General features: G+C 36.1%; 13 protein-coding genes and 1 riboswitch. Of the genes, 5 read left to right on the top strand and 8 right to left on the bottom strand.

Annotated features, from left to right (window positions below):
• Window positions 1–272 precede the first annotated feature (272 nt).
• From tenA to DSM00_RS08375, 8 genes are all read right to left on the bottom strand, one after another.
• Window positions 273–929, bottom strand: a complete 657-nt coding sequence (gene tenA, locus DSM00_RS08410) for a thiaminase II (protein ID WP_128757595.1) — start codon at window positions 927–929, stop codon at window positions 273–275.
• Window positions 916–1749 carry a bifunctional hydroxymethylpyrimidine kinase/phosphomethylpyrimidine kinase gene (gene thiD, locus DSM00_RS08405; protein ID WP_128757594.1) on the bottom strand — a complete coding sequence of 278 codons (834 nt, stop codon included), beginning with the start codon at window positions 1747–1749 and terminating at the stop codon, window positions 916–918. Before thiD ends, tenA begins: the two co-directional genes overlap by 14 nt.
• 11 nt (window positions 1750–1760) lie before the next feature.
• Window positions 1761–2420 (bottom strand): thiamine phosphate synthase, encoded by a 660-nt coding sequence (gene thiE / locus DSM00_RS08400; protein ID WP_128757593.1) that lies wholly within the window; start codon window positions 2418–2420, stop codon window positions 1761–1763.
• A 1-nt stretch (window position 2421) separates the two neighbouring features.
• On the bottom strand, window positions 2422–3216 hold the full coding sequence (gene thiM, locus DSM00_RS08395) for a hydroxyethylthiazole kinase (protein WP_128757592.1): 795 nt from the start codon (window positions 3214–3216) through the stop codon (window positions 2422–2424).
• 46 nt (window positions 3217–3262) lie between these two features.
• Window positions 3263–3353, bottom strand: a riboswitch (TPP riboswitch).
• 67 nt (window positions 3354–3420) lie between these two features.
• Window positions 3421–3873, bottom strand: a complete 453-nt coding sequence (locus DSM00_RS08390) for a Na(+)-translocating NADH-quinone reductase subunit F (RefSeq protein WP_128757591.1) — start codon at window positions 3871–3873, stop codon at window positions 3421–3423.
• A 51-nt stretch (window positions 3874–3924) separates the two neighbouring features.
• Window positions 3925–6354, bottom strand: a complete 2430-nt coding sequence (locus tag DSM00_RS08385) for a DUF4982 domain-containing protein (protein ID WP_128757590.1) — start codon at window positions 6352–6354, stop codon at window positions 3925–3927.
• 78 nt (window positions 6355–6432) lie between these two features.
• Window positions 6433–6663 (bottom strand): hypothetical protein, encoded by a 231-nt coding sequence (locus DSM00_RS08380; protein ID WP_128757589.1) that lies wholly within the window; start codon window positions 6661–6663, stop codon window positions 6433–6435.
• A 15-nt stretch (window positions 6664–6678) separates the two neighbouring features.
• The gene (locus DSM00_RS08375; RefSeq protein WP_128757588.1) at window positions 6679–8310 is read right to left on the bottom strand and encodes a dihydroxyacetone kinase subunit DhaK; all 1632 of its coding nucleotides are present in this window, start codon (window positions 8308–8310) and stop codon (window positions 6679–6681) included.
• Window positions 8311–8534: 224 nt separating this feature from the next.
• Between DSM00_RS08375 and DSM00_RS08370 the strand changes: the two genes are divergently transcribed.
• From DSM00_RS08370 to DSM00_RS08350, 5 genes are all read left to right on the top strand, one after another.
• Window positions 8535–9059, top strand: a complete 525-nt coding sequence (locus DSM00_RS08370) for an RNA polymerase sigma factor (RefSeq protein WP_128757587.1) — start codon at window positions 8535–8537, stop codon at window positions 9057–9059.
• Between the two features lie 102 nt (window positions 9060–9161).
• On the top strand, window positions 9162–10325 hold the full coding sequence (locus tag DSM00_RS08365) for a FecR family protein (RefSeq protein ID WP_128757586.1): 1164 nt from the start codon (window positions 9162–9164) through the stop codon (window positions 10323–10325).
• A gap of 86 nt (window positions 10326–10411) precedes the next feature.
• Window positions 10412–13879: a TonB-dependent receptor gene (locus DSM00_RS08360; RefSeq protein ID WP_128757585.1), complete on the top strand. Its 3468-nt coding sequence runs from the start codon at window positions 10412–10414 to the stop codon at window positions 13877–13879.
• Between the two features lie 10 nt (window positions 13880–13889).
• The gene (locus DSM00_RS08355) at window positions 13890–15236 is read left to right on the top strand and encodes a RagB/SusD family nutrient uptake outer membrane protein (protein ID WP_128757584.1); all 1347 of its coding nucleotides are present in this window, start codon (window positions 13890–13892) and stop codon (window positions 15234–15236) included.
• Window positions 15237–15320: 84 nt separating this feature from the next.
• Complete coding sequence (locus tag DSM00_RS08350; RefSeq protein ID WP_128757583.1) at window positions 15321–18140, top strand: M16 family metallopeptidase; 2820 nt, start codon at window positions 15321–15323, stop codon at window positions 18138–18140.
• Window positions 18141–18292: the final 152 nt, after the last annotated feature.

Here is an 18292-nt window from a genome sequence, read left to right as displayed (position 1 = left end):
TTAATCATTAGAGTTACCGGCTCCCTATATTTTGTGATTGATAGTCACAATGGTTCCTCCATTTGTTGTATTTAAAAGTTTTTCGCAAAAAAAATCCCTTAGCAATTGCTAAGGGATCTATAAATATATAATTAACGCGAATTGATTTCTGTATTATAGGCGGCTAATCCAAGTAAATAAAAGAAAACAGTTTGTCAACCTTAATTACCTAAAAGACGTTTGGCAATTCACAATGTGACAAAAAAATATTCAATTTTTGATTATTTAACAATTTATTCAATTTCCCATCGCTTTAATTTTGATGCACTATCCCAAAAATTGTATTCGAGTTGGCTTGCTGTATAAAACGCTTTATGCATTAGTTCTTTCTGGTTGTCTGAGCAGGTTTCAGCTACTCTATCACAACAGTTTATCGCTTGGTCCACTAGTAAACCAAATTCTTCTCCGGCATATGTTTCTATCCATTGTTGATACGGATTGTTTTTCACTGATTGGTTCTCATAAATATAATCACCTACTTTTTTATAAATCCAAAAACAAGGAAGTACAGCCGCCATTGCAACTTCTACCTGATCTAGCGCAGCTGTACTTTTTAAATAATGAATATAATGATGGCAAACTGGATTTACATCGTGTGTTTTTGAAATTTTGAATTCCTTAAAAAAAGATTCATGTAAGGCATTTTCAACCACAATTGCTCCTTCGGCAAAGCGGGTATAAGTTAGAACATCATCTACTTCGTGAGCTCTCGCAGCGATGAGAGCAAGCGCTCTACCAAAGTTCTCCAGATAAATCGAGTCTTGCTGAATGTAAAATTGAAATTGATCGAGTGGAAGCGTACCATTTGCTAGTTGATTTATAAATGGCATTTCAATTATCTTATCGTAAATAGACTGAATATTATTCCAGCTCGTGTTACTCCATTTCATATTTTATAAGTTTCTGCGGATTGAAAAAATGATTAAGTGGTCCGTTGCCTTTACCTATGACAACATCTTTAGCATGAAATATTGCCTGATGTACATAATCCTGACCCATTTTTACTGAGTTCTCTAAAGATTCTCCCTGAGCGATGTAAGAACTAATTGCTGACGACAATGTGCAGCCGGAGCCGTGCATATTATTAGTTTCATACCGTTTGTACTCATATTCTATAACACTACCATCTTCTTTAAAATATAAAGAGGTAAGAATATCTGTTTGTAAGTGACCACCTTTTAATAAAACAGATTTACAACCCAGTTGCATTATTTTTCTACCTGCGGTGTGCATATCATCGAGAGATTTAACTTCCATTTTGGCCAATAGTGAGGCTTCATCCATATTAGGTGTAATAACAGATGCCAATGGGAAAAGATGGGTAACAATACTTTTTATGGTGGGATCTTCAATAAGTTTATGACCACTAGTTGCTACCATTACAGGATCAAAAACAACAGGTATGTTAGGATTTTCAGTTAATGATTTGGCAATGGTTTCTACAAGTTGCGGGGTATGCACCATTCCTATTTTTATTGCTGAAGGTAAAATGTCATCAAAAATTGATTTGAGTTGCTCTTCTACAACAGTTACAGGAATAGAAAAAATAGATTTTACGCCTGTAGTATTTTGCACAGGTAAAGCGGTTAAAACTGTTGTAGCATAACAGCCTAGAGCAGAAATTGTTTTTAAATCTGCTTGTATTCCTGCGCCACCACTTCCATCAAAACCGGCAATACTTAATACTGAAGGATAGGTCATTTTTTTCATACACAATTTTGTTAATGGTGAGAAGAAGCTCTTACAGAGGCTTTCTCAATCTCTTTACGAAGAACAAGTGCAGCTTTCTGCGGATTTTCAGCAGCACATATTGCAGATACTACCGCTACACAGTCAGCACCTGCTTCTATAATATTACGCGTGTTTATTGAAGACACATTGCCTATAGCCACTAGAGGTTTCTGAGTAATGCTTCTTATTTGTCTAATCCCATCTAAACCCCAGGCTGTAACAGTGTCTGTTTTTGTATCTGTTTTAAAAACCGGACTAATTCCTAGATAATCTGCGGTATAGGTTTGCTCATTATAAAGTTGTTCTAAATATTCTATAGAGTATCCTAAGCTTTTGCAGGCCGTCCAGTTTTTTCTAATTTCCGTAGGATTCACATCATTATTGCCTACATGAATTCCGAACGCTTCTACTTGCTTAGCCACTAATAAATTATCATTTATAATAAGGGGTACATTATATCTGGATATCACTTCTTTTAACCGCAATGCCTTATCTAAAAACTCTTCATTGGAATCATTTTTTTCTCGTAATTGAATTATATCTACGCCGCCTTTTATTGCCTCTTCAGCTACGGTTAAAAATTTTTTACCAGCACAAGCTTCCTCAGAAATTACGAGGTACAGGCGATAAGGAAACGAATTGTGGGTCATCTTAGTTTTCTATTTTTAGGTGTTTTAAGAACTCATTTTCTGTGATGCTGTGAAGTTTGTCTAAAATAGAAACTTGTAAGCTTCCGGGACCATCACAGGATTTGGCACTAATTTCTCCAGCAATACTTATTAATGCTGTAGCTGCAACTGCGGCTTCAGCACTTTCTGGAATTACGGCAAGAAAAGCGGCTAATATTGCCGAAGCAGAACATCCCATACCGGTAATTTTTGTCATTAATAAATTACCATTATTCAGTTTAACTTCTAGTTCGTCGCTTACAATCACATCTGTTTCTCCAGAGATTATCACTACAGCATTATATTGTTTATTTAAAAATCTGGCAGCATCAATTGCATCTAAGCTTGAAGCGGTACTATCAACACCTTTTGTTTGGGTTTTATTGTGTTTAGCAAGAGCTAATATTTCTGATGCGTTTCCACGAATTGCAATAGGTTTAAGATTGAGAAGTTCGCTCAGCACCTCGTCTCTAAAAGGTGTTGCTCCGGCACCTACAGGATCAAGTACCCAAGGATTCTTATTTTTATTAGCAGCCTCAATAGCGAGATGCATCGATTTCACCCAATATGTATCGAGCGTACCAATATTTATTACCAGTGAATTACAAATCTGCTGCATCGCCACCATTTCCTCGTGGGCGTGCGACATAATAGGGGAGGCACCTATAGCTAACAGCGCATTTGCTGTGTTATTCATAACCACATAATTTGTGATATTATGCACAAGTGGCGATTGCTTTCTTACGGTAGTAATATGATTCCAGAGCTTCTCTTTCATAAGGTAATGTATAAAGTTACGGCCTTAGAAAACTGCTCAACTGAGAAGATAATCGGTTACTTTTCCCTACGCTGGTATTAACCAAACAGGTTCAAAGGGACTGTCTCAATTCATATAGAATACCCCTAAAGCCAATTCAAAGATAAAAGTAATGGAAGAAAATACCACAAGCCAGATGGTAAAAGAAAATTAAATTATAGCAAACTAAAATGAAAGCTCATAAACAGGTTTATCTTCTTTAAAATCAAATAATTTTGAAAAATCCATAACATTTGCAACGTCATCAAGCTCGCATAGAATAGCAACGGCAGCACACATTCCATTAAACATGACCTCTTTTGAACTGCGGTTTATAGAATCACGGTTCTTTCGCGAAAGTGGCAATTTGTAGCCGCAACCACTAAGAAAGGCAGCCTCGATTTTAAGCAATTCTAAGGGTGAATAACCATTAAGTTTACGACCAAAAGCCTCATTTACTTTACCCACATAAGTGAGATTTAAAGATCCGTGTCCTTCGGTAAGATGTTTCCAGGTATCTGTATTATCAAGTATATTACCTACAGCACAACTTTTACAACACTCAGGATTAAGTGTATTGTTGTGAAATGCCGTATAAAGCTTACTAATAGCTTGTTCTAAGCGTGCAGATGTTTTCATAGCTGACTTTTTTTCTTTTTTATAAAGTTACAAAAAAGGAGTTAAGCTCATTTAATAATTGATAGGTGTACTTTTGAGTTTTAACACCGCAGATTTTAAACTTGTTCCACTAACCTTTAGGCGTATGTCACCACTGGTAATGTCACTTTGAACTAGAACGACTAGTTTACCGCTAAATAATTTCATAGTTGGTTTATGAAATGCTTCTAGTGAAGTGGGATCGCCATTGGCAACTGCTTTAAATTCTCCGTTGCCGGTAACTTTAAAGTTTAAGCGATTAGTTGCAGTAGGGCAAATGTTCCCCACTTTATCAACGACAGAAACCGTTACAAATGATAGATCATTACCATCGGCAGTGATAGTTTTACGGTCAGCTTCTAATTGTATAGCGTAAGGTTTACCGGCAGTTTCAACTTTTTTTTCAGCAGCTACAGATCCATCTTGAGTATATGCAATGACTTTTAATGTGCCGGGCTCATAAATGACTTCATTCCACATAAGGCGATAACGCGTTTGTGGTGTAGAATCATTTTTAATTTGAATTCCCTGACTTTTACCATTCACAAATAATTCTGCGCGATCATAGTTTGTGTAAACAAAAACAGGCGTTTTCTCGCCTTCACGTCCTTCCCAGTTCCAATGTGGTAAGATATGTAAAGTTTCCTTTTCTGTATTCCAGCGGCTGCGGTATAGATAGTAACGATCTTTAGGAATACCGGCAAGATCAATCATTCCAAAGTAAGAACTTCGTGCAGGCCAACTTGTATCATAGGGTGTAGGTTCGCCTAAGTAATCAAATCCTGTCCATACAAATTCACCTATAACCCAGGGCTTATCATCTTGCAAAATAAAATCATCTTCAGGTAAATTTGACCAACTGCAATACTCCAGATCGTAAGATGAACTTTGTAAATCTGGATATTCTTTCATACTCGCTTTTTTAACTGGAAACTTATAAATTCCGCGAGAACTCACTGTAGATGCGGTTTCTGATCCCAGTATAAATCCCTGCGGAAACTTATCATAGGCTTCTTCATACAAATGCACGCGGTAATTAAGTCCCGGAATATCCAAGATAGCTCCAAAGCCAGATTCCATAGTAGCTTTTACCTGATCCATACCTACGGTAACCGGTCGTGTAGGATCTTCTCTATGAAAGATGTCCTGCAGCCATTTTGCCCGCTTTACACCTTCACTTCCATATTGATCTGGCACTTCATTGCCCGCACTCCACATTACAATTGATGGGTGATTGCGAGTAGCTCGTACTAAATTTGTAATATCTTTTTCTGCATAATCATCAAAAAATCGATTATACCCATTTTCAACTTTCGGCTTTTTCCATTCATCAAAACTTTCAGCTAAAAATAAAAATCCCATTTCATCGGCGAGTTCAAGTTGCTCAAAGGAGGGCATATTATGTGCGCTGCGAATGGCATCACAACCTAAATCTTTTAAAATTGTCATTTGCCTTCTTAAAGCCGCTTTATTAACAGCAGTGCCCAACGGACCTAAATCGTGGTGCAGACAAACGCCTTTAAATTTGCGCGTTTTGCCATTAAGCTGAAAACCGTTTTCAGAAGAATAGGAAATACTACGTATTCCAAACGTAGTTTTTACTTCGTCTGTGAGTTTATTTCCGACATATAAGCGAGAAACTGATGTATATAAATATGGATTCTCAGGACTCCATAAGTTGGGATTATTCACTTTAATATTCTGTTCAAATTTAGAATTATATAGTGTAGAAGTAGAATCACTGGCTATCCTTTTTCCAGTTTTATCATAAATACTGGTGACCATTTTGAGATCACTACCCGTTACAGCTGTCTTAATATTGACTTTAGCCTCCTTTTCAGTCACTAAAGGAGTAGTAATAAAAGTTCCCCATTGATCTATACTCTGAGCATTTTTTGTGATCAAACTTACTTTGCGATAAAGTCCCGCTCCAGGATACCATCGTGAAGAAAATGACTCATTAGAAAGTTTAACTGCGAGTGTGTTTTTACCCGGTTTAAGATGTTTAGAAATGTCAAAATAAAAATAAGCATAACCATAAGCCCACTCTCCAATTTTTACACCGTTGAGGTAGACTTGAGGTTCACTCATAGCTCCCTCAAAAAGGAGGAGCGTTTTCTTATTTTCTGTATGCTCAGGAATTTCAAATGTATTGCGATACCAGGCGTTCCCAATAAATGGTAATGATCCAGTACGACCTGTTTTTTCAGTAGCGCTGGTCTCACCATTTTGTGTGATAGCTACAGTTTGCTTATCAATTTCCTTATCAAATGGTCCATAAATAGCCCAATCATGAGGTACGGTTACATTTTGCCAACCAGTATCATTAAAGTCAATTTGGTATGCATTTTCAAAATTGCCTTTTTTAAATTTCCATCCAGTGTGAAGTTCTATAATAGATCGTGACTGAGCCAGAACCGTAGTAGATATAATTAAAAGGATGAATAAAAGTGGAGTTCGCATAATGACTGTATTTTTAGCAAATGAATGCTAAAAATACAGTATTAAATGTAAATATTACGCTTTATAATTTTAAAAGGATTACAGCGGAAACATATCACATCGACACGCATACCATTGTTTTGTAAAGCTTTCTAAATCATCGAGATATTTATTTATAGCCTCTACGCCAGAGACCAACTTATTATCATCAAGCACCTGCGGAACTGTCACGGAGTTATCTATACAGATTTCTGAAGGTATCAGAAGGGATTTAACTCGATCTTCTAAAACCCAATAGTCTTGAGAATTATCAATCTTTAATTGCAGCATAGCAAAAGTTTTTAATTAGTTGGTACTTGTCAAGCGCTCAAAAACACGTGCAACAGCTTCAGCACCGGGATCAGGAATTCCTTTTAGAGAATTTTCACCCAAATAAGACGAACGACCAAATTCAGTCTTAGTGATTTCCTTAGTCTTATCGGCTCCATTTCGTGCAGCTTTCGTAGCCTCTTTTAAAGAACCACTATCGCTCAACACGTTAAAAGCAGGTTGCATTGCATCGATCATAGTACGTTGACCTTCTGATGCGCCACCAAACTCTTTCATTTTCTCCAGTCCGGCAACTAAAGATTTACCCAGGTCAGTATTTTCTTTATAAGCGTTACCAGCTCGTGTAAAAAGTATGGATAGAAGTACACCGCTAGATCCACCGGTTTCTCGAGCCAAAATGCGACCAATTGTTATTAATAACTTCCCGGGATCATCTAGTGGAAGTTTGTCTAATAACTCTTTGATTTTCTTTGCACCTGTAGCGAAGGTTGAGCCGGCATCACCGTCACCTACTTTTTCATCAATGGCGTTGAGTTCTTTTTCGGTGCTAATTAATTCATCTAAGATATTCTCTAAAGATTTTAATGTTTCAGCATTAGAAGAAGAATCATACTGAAGCATTTTTGGCAATTCTGGAGATTCGACAGCTTTTTTATTTCCATAAGATGCAATAGACCAGGAAACCGGGGCGGCATTTTCTAGAAGCGCTTCTGTAATTTCATCATCTAATTCTAATACTGTTACCGAAAATCCTTTCATATTAAGCGAAGTCATTAGTGCTGCCGGACCCACTAGATACGATACTTTTTTAGCTAAATCAGAATTATTGAAAGCACGCAATAAAATATTCATTTCTAGTGGCGTAACGCTTCCTAAATTATTAAGCAGCAGTGCATAGTTTTGGGATTGTTTTTCGGGTAAATATTCTAATAATTTGTCGAGAGCCTGATTCATTAATTCATCTGCAGTTGCCATTTTTATTTTATCTACTCCAGGCTCTCCGTGTATTCCTAAGCCTAATTCTGCTTCATCTTCTGCAAAACGCGATTCTTCGACATCTTGAAATTTTTGACCTTCTTCAAGCGACAATCCTATAGAATAGGTATTATCTGCCACTTTACGAGCGATAGCTGTTACTTCCGATAAAGATTTACCAGCTTGTGCAAGAGCACCAGCAGTTTTATGTACAAAGAGCGTTCCTGCCAGACCACGTTGTTCTACATCCTCACCAAGAGAAATATCGTCACCTACGATCACAGTTTCAACTTGAATCCCCATATCTCGAGCTTGTTCTGCTGCAAGTCCGAAATTAAGTCGATCTCCGGTGTAATTTTTAATGACTAATAAACAGCCTGCATCACCAGTGGTAGCAAGAATTGCTGCTAATACGGCATCTACTGAAGGAGATGCAAATATATCTCCGCATACAGCAGCACTTAACATACCATCTCCTACAAATCCTGCATGAGCAGGTTCATGACCAGAACCTCCACCAGATATGACTGAGACTTTAGATTTATCAATATTTGTTTTTAAAATTACACGTATCTCAGGAAAGCTATCAAGATAGGTAAGATTAGCATTTGTAAGCAGGCCTTCCAAGCCTTGATTAACTACTTCTTTTGGATTATTTATAAAGGATTTCATCAGATTATATTTAAAAATAGAAGTTACCAAATGTGAAATGATATTATTTCAAATAAAATGTTAAGCCTGTCATTTTTGATTTAATGGTATTGGCTGTTTTAAAAATGTAAACGCTCATTACTTTGCGGTATTCATTGCATTCCTCGTAAAAATTCGAATAGAGATCTACTTTTTGCGAGAACTAAACTATATTTAGCCTTTAACATAAAGAAGCCCTAACTTTTTTGAATACCTCAACGCGAGAAATAAAATCTGTTTTTCAAGATAATTACACGAGCCTTTGCATCTTTGCTTACAGTTATGTTCTAGATAAAGACAATGCAAAAGATGTTGTGCAGGATGTTTTTGTAAAACTTCTAGAAGCTGATTCGCTTGCCCACATCAATAATCTGGAGGCATATATAAAGACAAGTGTTTACCACAGTTGCTTAAAATTTTTGAAGCAAAATGCCGTTACAGAATCACTTACAAAGGCTGAAGAACGTCTAGCTTCTAAAAATCTATCCCAAGAGTCACAACTAATTAAAGAAGAAGAATCTGTACTAGTTTTAAAAGAACTGAATTTGCTTCCTAGCGAATGTCGAAAGGCATTTGAACTGTGTGTTATACACGGTTACAAATATTCTGAAGCTGCAGAAAGTTTAGAAATTTCCAAGAACACATTAAAAAGCCAGATAAAAAAAGCGTACAGAATTTTGCGTGAATCAATGAATTATGTTCAAATATTATGGATATTGTTTGATGTTTAAATGTTAAATTTTACTTTTTTATAATTTTTTTCGCAATTCACGTCACCCCAAAGAAATATTTATGACTCTTACTAGTAGAACCTGATTTTAATTGGTGCTGCTATGAAGAAAGAAATACGCTTACTCTTAAAGTATCTCAACAGAAGGATTAGTCCAGAAGATCGTATTTGGATTGAAGAGTGGATAAATAAAACTCCAGAAAACAAAGCGTTTTATAATAAGCTGAAAGAATTAAAAGCAGCAGGAACAGATTTGCATACATTGCAAAATCTAGATGTTGAATCTGCCTGGGAAGAAGTTTTAGTTAAAGTCGAAGACCGAAAAGCGGTCATTCCATTACAAACCTCACGCAGAAAATCTTTTTATCGTTATGCTGCCGTCGCTGCAGTTGCAGGTATTTGTATACTCCTCAACTTTTATTATCAGCCATTTGCATCAGATTTTAATTCTTCTAGTACAGTGAATTCACTAAGTGTAGAAACGGGTGATGGAAAAGTTGAATTTATAAAAACCGAATCTACTAAACAGCTCTTTAACTCGGCAGGGGAAGCAATTGCTTCGCAAAATGCAGACACACTTATTTATAAGCCAATACTTAATTCTGAAGACATTACTTACAATACGTTAAACGTACCGCACGGTAAAATGTTCACACTTAAGCTTGGAGATGGATCTTCTATAAGACTTAATGCTGGTAGTCGTATTACCTATCCTATTGCTTTTAAAAGTGGAGAGAAACGATTGATCACCTTACATGGAGAAGCGTATTTTAATGTAAGCAAGCGGGAAGATCAGCCCTTTGTTATAAATACCCAGGGTGTAAATGTTGAGGTATTGGGTACTTCTTTTAATGTGAATTCTTATACCGAAAATGCAGAGGTAACAGTAGCACTTGTAGAGGGTTCTGTAAAAATGTATAATGAGAAATCTACTCAAAATCCTTCGGTTTATTTAAAACCTAATCAATTAGGGTCGTTTAATATTAAAGCAGGTTCTCTACTGGTAGCTGATGCGAATATCTGGGAACATGTAGCTTGGTTAGAAGGAAGATTAATTATTAGAGAAGCCACATTTACTGAAATTCTTCAGAAGCTAGAACGTAAATATAATGTGACAATCATTAATAAAAATACCAGTGTTAAGACAGATCAATTTAATGCCAGCTTTGATGTAGAAACTATTGATGAGGTCCTAGAAGCTTTTGCTCTGGATGCTCCTTTTAAATTTACACGCACCAATACTTTAATTACGATAACGAATAAATAAAAAAATCAGGAAATGCGCCAACATTCCCTGATCTAATAAATGTAAAGTCAACTAGTTCAAATTAATTAACCTAACAACGTAAATGTATGAAAATCCCTATTTGTACGAGGCATATAATGTCTCGTTTACACAAACATTCTCTAGCGATGAAAATCACTACGCTATTACTTTTTGTATCCTTATTCAGTTTGCAGGCAAATTCTTATTCCCAGCGGAATAAGGTTACGCTCCATCTCAGCAATGCCAGCGTTGAGCAGGTATTGCAAAAAATAGAATCGATCACCGATTTTAAATTTATCTATAATGTGAAAACATTAAGCGCAGATAAATTGCTGAATATAAATGTGAATGAAGAAAACATTCAAGTAGTTCTTGATAAAATTCTAGCATCTTCAAACACAGATTATATAATAAGAAAGAATCTTATTGTACTCAAGCCATCGGCAGATGTTGCTATAAGTACACGTATAGAATCTGCTAGTTCTACAGTGCAATCACAAATTACCGGTGTTATTAAAGATGGCAAAGGTGTGCCGCTTCCCGGCGTGACTGTAAAGATAAAGGGATCTAATAGTGGTAGTGCATCAGATTTTGATGGTAGATATCGTATTAATGCTGGTAGTGAAAGCACCTTAGTATTTACCTATGTAGGTTTTGAAAAATTTGAAACCCAAGTAGGAAATCGTACCCAGATAGATGTGACTTTAAAAGAATCACTTGAAGAGATGAGTGAGGTGGTAGTCATAGGTTATGGAGAGGTTAAAAAAGAAAACATCACAGGCTCTGTAGGAGTTGTTGATATGGAAAGTTTTCAGAATCAATCTCCTACTATAAATGTAGACCAGGGTTTACAAGGCTTAGTTGCCGGTGTAAATGTGAGTTCGCCCAATGGCCAACCTGGATCGGCATCAAAAATTCGTATTCGAGGGACCACTTCTTTATTTGGATCTAACCAGCCCTTATATGTGATTGATGGTATTCCTGTAGTATCTGAAAGTAATATTCCTATTGGAGGAACTGAAGGTAGTAATCTAGGGCAAGAATTAGATAATCAAGGCTTAAGTACCCCAATAGGAAATATTAATCCTAGTGATATTAAATCTATTACGGTTCTAAAAGATGCATCTGCAGCAGCAATCTATGGTTCCAGAGCTGCAAACGGAGTTATCGTAATAACAACTAAACAGGGAGGCAAAGACGGAAAAACTCAATTTGAGTTTAACGCATCAACTACTGTACAAAATACACCTACACTTGATGTTTTAAATGCAGAACAGTTTAAAGCAGTTTGGCTTACCGCTGTGAATAACAGCTCAAGTACAGATGCTTTTTCTCAAAGTGTGAGAGATGGATCTTATTTTGGAACAGCAGATACAAACTGGGAAGAAGAATTAAATCCTTCTAATCAGGTTTCAACAAACTATAACTTGAGTATTCGCGGTGGTAATGGAACGACTCAATATTCGTCCTCATTATCTGCTTTAAACGAGCAAGGAGCCCTTGAAGGATCTAATAGAAAGCGATATACTTTAAATTTAAATTTAAATACAAAAGCGACAGATAAATGGACTTTTGGTACACGTCTGCAAACCACATACTCAGATCAGGACGCTACAGACTCAGGACTTTTTGATCGTATTTATATATATAGACCAGATTTACCTGTACTGGATGAAGATGGAAATTATTCATTTTCAACAGGAAGTAACTTTGAAAATCCTGTAGCATTATCTCAAGCTATTAATACAAATAAAACTTTCCTATTTTTAGGAACATTCTTTACTCAACTAGAATTAATAGATGGTTTGAAGGCTGAAACCAGACTTTCTGTAAATTATAATACAGGAAATCAAAATAGCTACTATCCAGAATATTTATCTCGAGGAGGCTGGAGCCGTTTACAAGGAGATGGTGATGGGTATGCTCAAGACAGTAGAACACAGTCTTCTGTTATACAATGGAATTCGAATCTTACTTATTCTAAAACCTTTAATGATGTACACAGTATTGAAAGTGTTTTAGGTACCACTTTTGAAAAAGTGAGTTCGTCTTATAACAAAGCCTTTGGTGAAGGTTTTAGCAATGGCGTTTTAAGTAATGTAAGTAGTGCTACCTCGAGCAATGGTGGTTTATCTACAAGTCAGGGATCTGGATTGCATTCTTATTTTGGTAGAGTTCATTATGATTATGATGATCGTTATTTATTAACCGTTTTAGGTCGAGTAGATGGATCTTCTAAATTTGCCGTGGAGAATAAATATGCCTTTTTCCCTGCCGCTGCAGTAGCTTGGAGAGCTTCCGAAGAAGCCTTTCTACAAGGTAATAAAACACTTAATAACCTAAAATTAAAAGCTAGTTTAGGTACTACGGGGCAACAAGATTTTGGCGCATATCAATGGCGTACACTCTATGAGACGTATACCTATGGAGCTAATAGTGCTGTAATCTTAACGCAATTAGGAAACGATAAATTAAAGTGGGAAACTACGCAGCAACTTGATTTTGGTGTAGAATTCGGATTTTTAAATGATCGTATTTCAGGAGAGTTTGGATATTATGAGAAAAATACTAAAGATGCTATTTTCCCAGTAATTCCTCCCGGTAATACCGGTGCCGGTTCAATACTTGCAAATGTGGGTGAAACTAAGAATACCGGACTTGAACTTTTGTTAAACCTAGCGGTAATAAGATCAAAAGATTTTAGCTGGGATCTGCGTATTAACGCTACAAAAAATAAAAATCAGTTAACAAAAATTGCCGACGATTACAAGGATGATGAAGGTTTTGTAACTGGTATACCCGGTAATGGTGGGCGCCTTAGAGAAGGAAGTCCTATAGGTTTAATTTACGGATATAGAGCAGATGGTATTTTTCAAGATCAGGCTGTTATCGATGCGCTTAATGCAAGTGCACCTGCAGGTGTATATCAAGATGATGAGACTGCTCCTGGTGACATAAGGTTCAGAGATATTTCTGGACCAGATGGAGTTCCTGATGGCATAATTTCTTCATTTGATCAGGAGGTTATAGGAGATGCGCAACCAGACCTGTATGGTGGTTTTTCAAGTACATTTAGATACAAGCAATTTTCTCTAGCTGCACAATTTAGTTATTCAATAGGAAATGATTTATTGTGGTTTGCACAGACACGAAATGTGAATTTCCAAAGTTCGTTTTTTGCTGAAAACAAAATAACAGATGTTCTTAATGCGTGGACACCAGAAAACCCTACTAATGTACCGAGATCAGTTTATCGTGATCCCAATGGTAATGGCAGCATCTCTAGTTTTTATGTTCACGATGGCTCTTATTTGAGGTTAAATACGCTTAATCTACGGTACGAGTTTTCAAAAGAATTTTTAAACCGTTTTTCGTTTATAAATGGCTTAGCTATTTACGGAGTTGCTCAAAATCTGTTTACAATAACAAATTATCCAGGAGCAAATCCGCAGGGCGGAACCTTATTTAATAATGATATCTCAGGGTCTGGTAGAGATACAAACAGATATCCATTACAAAGTGCATATACCTTAGGTATTAACTTAAGATTCTAAAATATAAATCATGAAAAAATATATTATATATAGTTTATTGGCTTTGCTTACGGTCTCTTGTGAGATTGTAGATGCAATAGATCAAGATCCACCTAACAATCTGGTTCCAGATAATGTTATTGAAAATAGTGATGATGCAGAAGCACTCCTCAATGGAGCATATGGACAAATGGTTTCCTATACAGTTTCTCATTATTATATGTATTCAGAATTAATACCAAGTGCTCTTATAGGTACGATGAGTACAGCCGGTGGAGGTACAGCAAATGGAGAGTTTGCAGAAAATGATTTGCAATCTGATAATTCTAATGTAAATAGTTTCTGGAAAATTATTTACGCTGTAATGGATGCTTCAAATAATAGTATAGATCTTACTCAAAAGCTTCCGGATACTGAAATTAGTGATGCACTAAGATCAGAAATTATAGGTGAAGCTCATTTTTTAAGAGCGATGACTACATTTGATGTACTTCGTTATTTTGGTCAATTTTACGATAGATCAAGTGAATTAGGTATTGTTTTAAGAACAGAGCCTGTAAATTTTGTGACGCGAAGTAAAGCTCGAAATACTGTAGAAGAATGTTATACACAAATACTTTCAGATTTAGATTTTGCTATTGCAAATGCTCCAGATTTTAATGTGAACTACAGAGCGTCTAAAGTAGCTGCTCAAGCATTGAAAGCACGAGTTTTACTTTATATGGGCGAATATGAAGCCGCTGCAGCAGCTGCAGATCTTGTTATTAATAATAGTGCAAGATCTTTAGAGCCTACTTTTTCCGAAGCTTTTAGTAAAGGTTATTCGTCATCAGAAATAATATTACAATTATATCGAGATGAAAATTCTGATACAGATCAAAACAACAGAAAGCGCTTTTATACTGGTAGAGCTGGTACAACCTGGTTTCCAGAATTAATGACTGGCGATCCCAGACAACCCATTACCTATTCCGGATTAACGGTTCTGAAAACCAATAATACGGCTACCTATAGACCCACGTATTTTATGAGACTTTCAGAAATATATCTAATAAAATCTGAAGCACTTGCCAGAAGTGGTGCTAGTGTTGAAGCGAGCCTTACACCCCTAAATGTAATACGTAATAGAGCCGGAAATGATGATGCTACTGCGAGCACCACAGCAGAAGTACTGGATTTAATTTTTGAAGAAATTATAAAAGAACTGGCTTTTGAAAATGGGGCAGATTGGTTTGCAGCAATTCGTTTTGATAAAGCAATGGAGTTAAAACCTACAATTACAAGTGTAGATCAATACATACTTCCTATACCACTTCCTGAGATTGAAGGAAATGAGTTTATAAACTTCGAAAACCAAAACCCAGGTTACAATTTTTAATACTTGAGGATTAGCCAACTATATTCCTAATTACAGGATTGCTTGCAATTGCTGCGGGCAATCCTTTTACCCTAAAAAATAAATATGATTCGATTAGTAAAGACACTTAGTGTCGCGTTATTAACACTTTGCGGTACAGTAGCTACTCAAGCGCAAACCAATTTTTCTAATCTGGAGCAGCAGCTGCCTCTGGATCCTTCTGTAATAAAAGGGACTTTAGATAATGGGTTAACCTATTATATTAAAGAAAATTCAAGACCAGAAGATAAAGCAGAATTACGACTTGTAATAAATGCAGGTTCAATTCTGGAAGATGAAGATCAGTTAGGATTAGCTCATTTTGTGGAGCATATGGCTTTTAATGGTACAGACAGCTTCAAAAAGAATGAACTAATCGATTATTTGCAGAGTATAGGAGTGGAGTTTGGTGCAGATTTAAACGCACATACAGGATTTGACGAGACTGTTTACAAACTTACTGTACCTACAGATGACCAGGAGATTTTTGATACCAGCATGCAAATATTAAAAGACTGGGCAGGAGGTATTACATTTTCTAATGAGGAGATCGATAATGAGCGTGGAGTAGTAGCAGAAGAATTAAGAGCGCGTAGTGGTGCAGCATCTAGAATGTATGATCAATCTATACCGGTTATTACAAATAATGCACGATATGCAAGTAGGCTTCCTATAGGTAGTCTTGATGTTATACTGAATTCAGATTACGATGCAATGAAGCGCTTTTATAGAGACTGGTACAGACCAGATTTAATGGCTCTTGTTCTTGTTGGAGATTTTGATGCAAAAGAGGCAGAAGCTCAGGTCAAAGAATTATTTAGTGATCTTGACGTGGTTTCAGAGGCAAAAGATCGTACCGTCTATAAAATTGAAACGTCAAAAAAACCGGTTGCAAAAGTAATTACAGATGAGGAAACTCAAAAAACTACTGTAGCCTTTTACTTTAAAAAAGAGCACGAAAAGACGTTGAGTTATAAGGATTATAAAACGTCACTTTTAGAAATTTTATACTCTGGAATGTTACGGGAGCGTTTAAGTGAGATAACTCAGGATAGCGATGCGCCATTTTTAAGTGCAACTGCAGGAATAGGATTTTTCTTAGGAAATAAGGACAGCTACTATTTAAGAGCAGATTTAAAAGAAAACGGCATAGAAAAAGGTATTAAAGCGGTAATTGCTGAAAGCGAGCGTGCAAAACGATTTGGGTTTACAGCATCAGAGCTGGAGCGATATAAAGCAAAAGTTCTTCAGAATGCAACTCTGTTTAAAACCGAATCTGATAAAATACCTAATCGCGTATATGTTGAAGCATTAATAGATAACTTCACTTTTGAAGATCCCGTTGTTAGTGAAGATTTTAGATTTAATTTTTATGAGCAGATCTTACCTACAATTACATTAAAAGAAGTAAATGCAATTGCTAATACTTGGGTAAATTCTACTGATGTCGCTGTTATATTAAATGCGGCCGATAAGAATGCTAACAAACTTCTTTCAGAAGCACAACTTCTAGACATTCTCGATGAAGCCAGAACATTAAAATTACAGCCTTATGTAGATAATATGGCGAATGTGGCTTTAATGAAAACTAAACCTCAAGCAGGTAAATTGAGTAAAACATCCTATAATAAGAAAGTTGATGTTACTACCTGGAAATTTGAAAATGGTGTAACGGTTATTGTAAAACCTACAACCTTTCAAAACGATATGATTGCTGTGCGTGGTTTTAGACCGGGAGGTAGTTCTGTAGCTCCAGATGAGATGTATGTATCTGCACGGGAAGCTGGGCGAATTATTTCTGAAAGTGGTGTAAATGGAATTTCGAATGTACAGCTACAGAAATTAAATATGGGTAAGGATGTATCTGTAACTCCATATATAAATTATTACGATGAGCTAATCTCTGCAAGTAGTAACCGTGAGGATTTAGAACGAATGTTTCAAATGATTTATCTGTACTTTACAGCGCCTAATAAAGATGCTAATACCTTTGGTTCTCATAAAAAGCGTTTAATGTCGCTTTACAAAGATTCTGATGACAATCCTGGTTCTTACTTTGAAAAAGTAATTGCAAAAACAATGATGAATAATCATTTAAGAGCAATTCCACTTGAGGAAGAGCAGATAGAAGCAGAGCTTAATCTCGATGAGGTATTTGCATTTTATAAAGAACGTTTTTCTAATGCAAATGAATTTACGTTTATACTTTCAGGAAATTTTGATCCTGATCAAATTAAGGAATTAGCAACTATTTATCTCGCTAGCTTGCCCTCTAACGTAAAAGAAAAAAGTAATTGGAGAGATATAGGATTACGTCGTGCTACAGGTAAAATAGAAAAAACGGTTAAAAAAGGAATAGATGATAAAGCTCAGGTAGATATGCGTTTTACCGGAACCCTCGATTATTCACCAGAAAAATTGAAAAAGCTTAACCTTCTTGCAAAGGTTTTAAAAATAAGGCTTACTGAAGAATTACGTGAAAATATGGGTGGTGTTTATGGTGTGCGTGTAAGTGGTTTCACGACAGACAGACCTTATGACTGGTACAGAATGGAAGTACGGTTTACGTGTGCGCCAGAAAATGTTGAAGCACTAAAACAGAAGGTTTTTGAGGAGATTAATGCGATGAAGAAAAACGGAGTCTCTCAAGAAAATGTAGCTAAAATCAAAGAAGCTGAATTAAGCAATACAGAAGAGTTTTTAAAATATGATTCATTCTGGATTTCAAAAATTAGAGAAGCATACGAGCTAGGTCGTGAGTATGACAGCTTTTTAAATTATGAGGAAGAAATTGCTAAGATTGATTCTGACTTTTTTATGCAAGCAGCTCGCACCTATTTTGACGAATCAAATTATGCGGAGTTTATTTTACTACCAGAAGAATAGGCTAAGATCCTACTGGAATTACAAACCCCTACGATAACGTGGGGGTTTCTTTTTTTTAATAGTTCTCTTTAATCTGATAATATTCATTAAGTATAACGACTATTAAGTAGACGTTCTACGTAACATCAAATACTTGTAGGATGGAAATAAAA

This window comes from Leeuwenhoekiella aequorea (genome assembly GCF_004104375.1).
Lineage (GTDB): Bacteria > Bacteroidota > Bacteroidia > Flavobacteriales > Flavobacteriaceae > Leeuwenhoekiella > Leeuwenhoekiella aequorea.
This window is presented reverse-complemented; position numbering and strand designations above follow the sequence as displayed.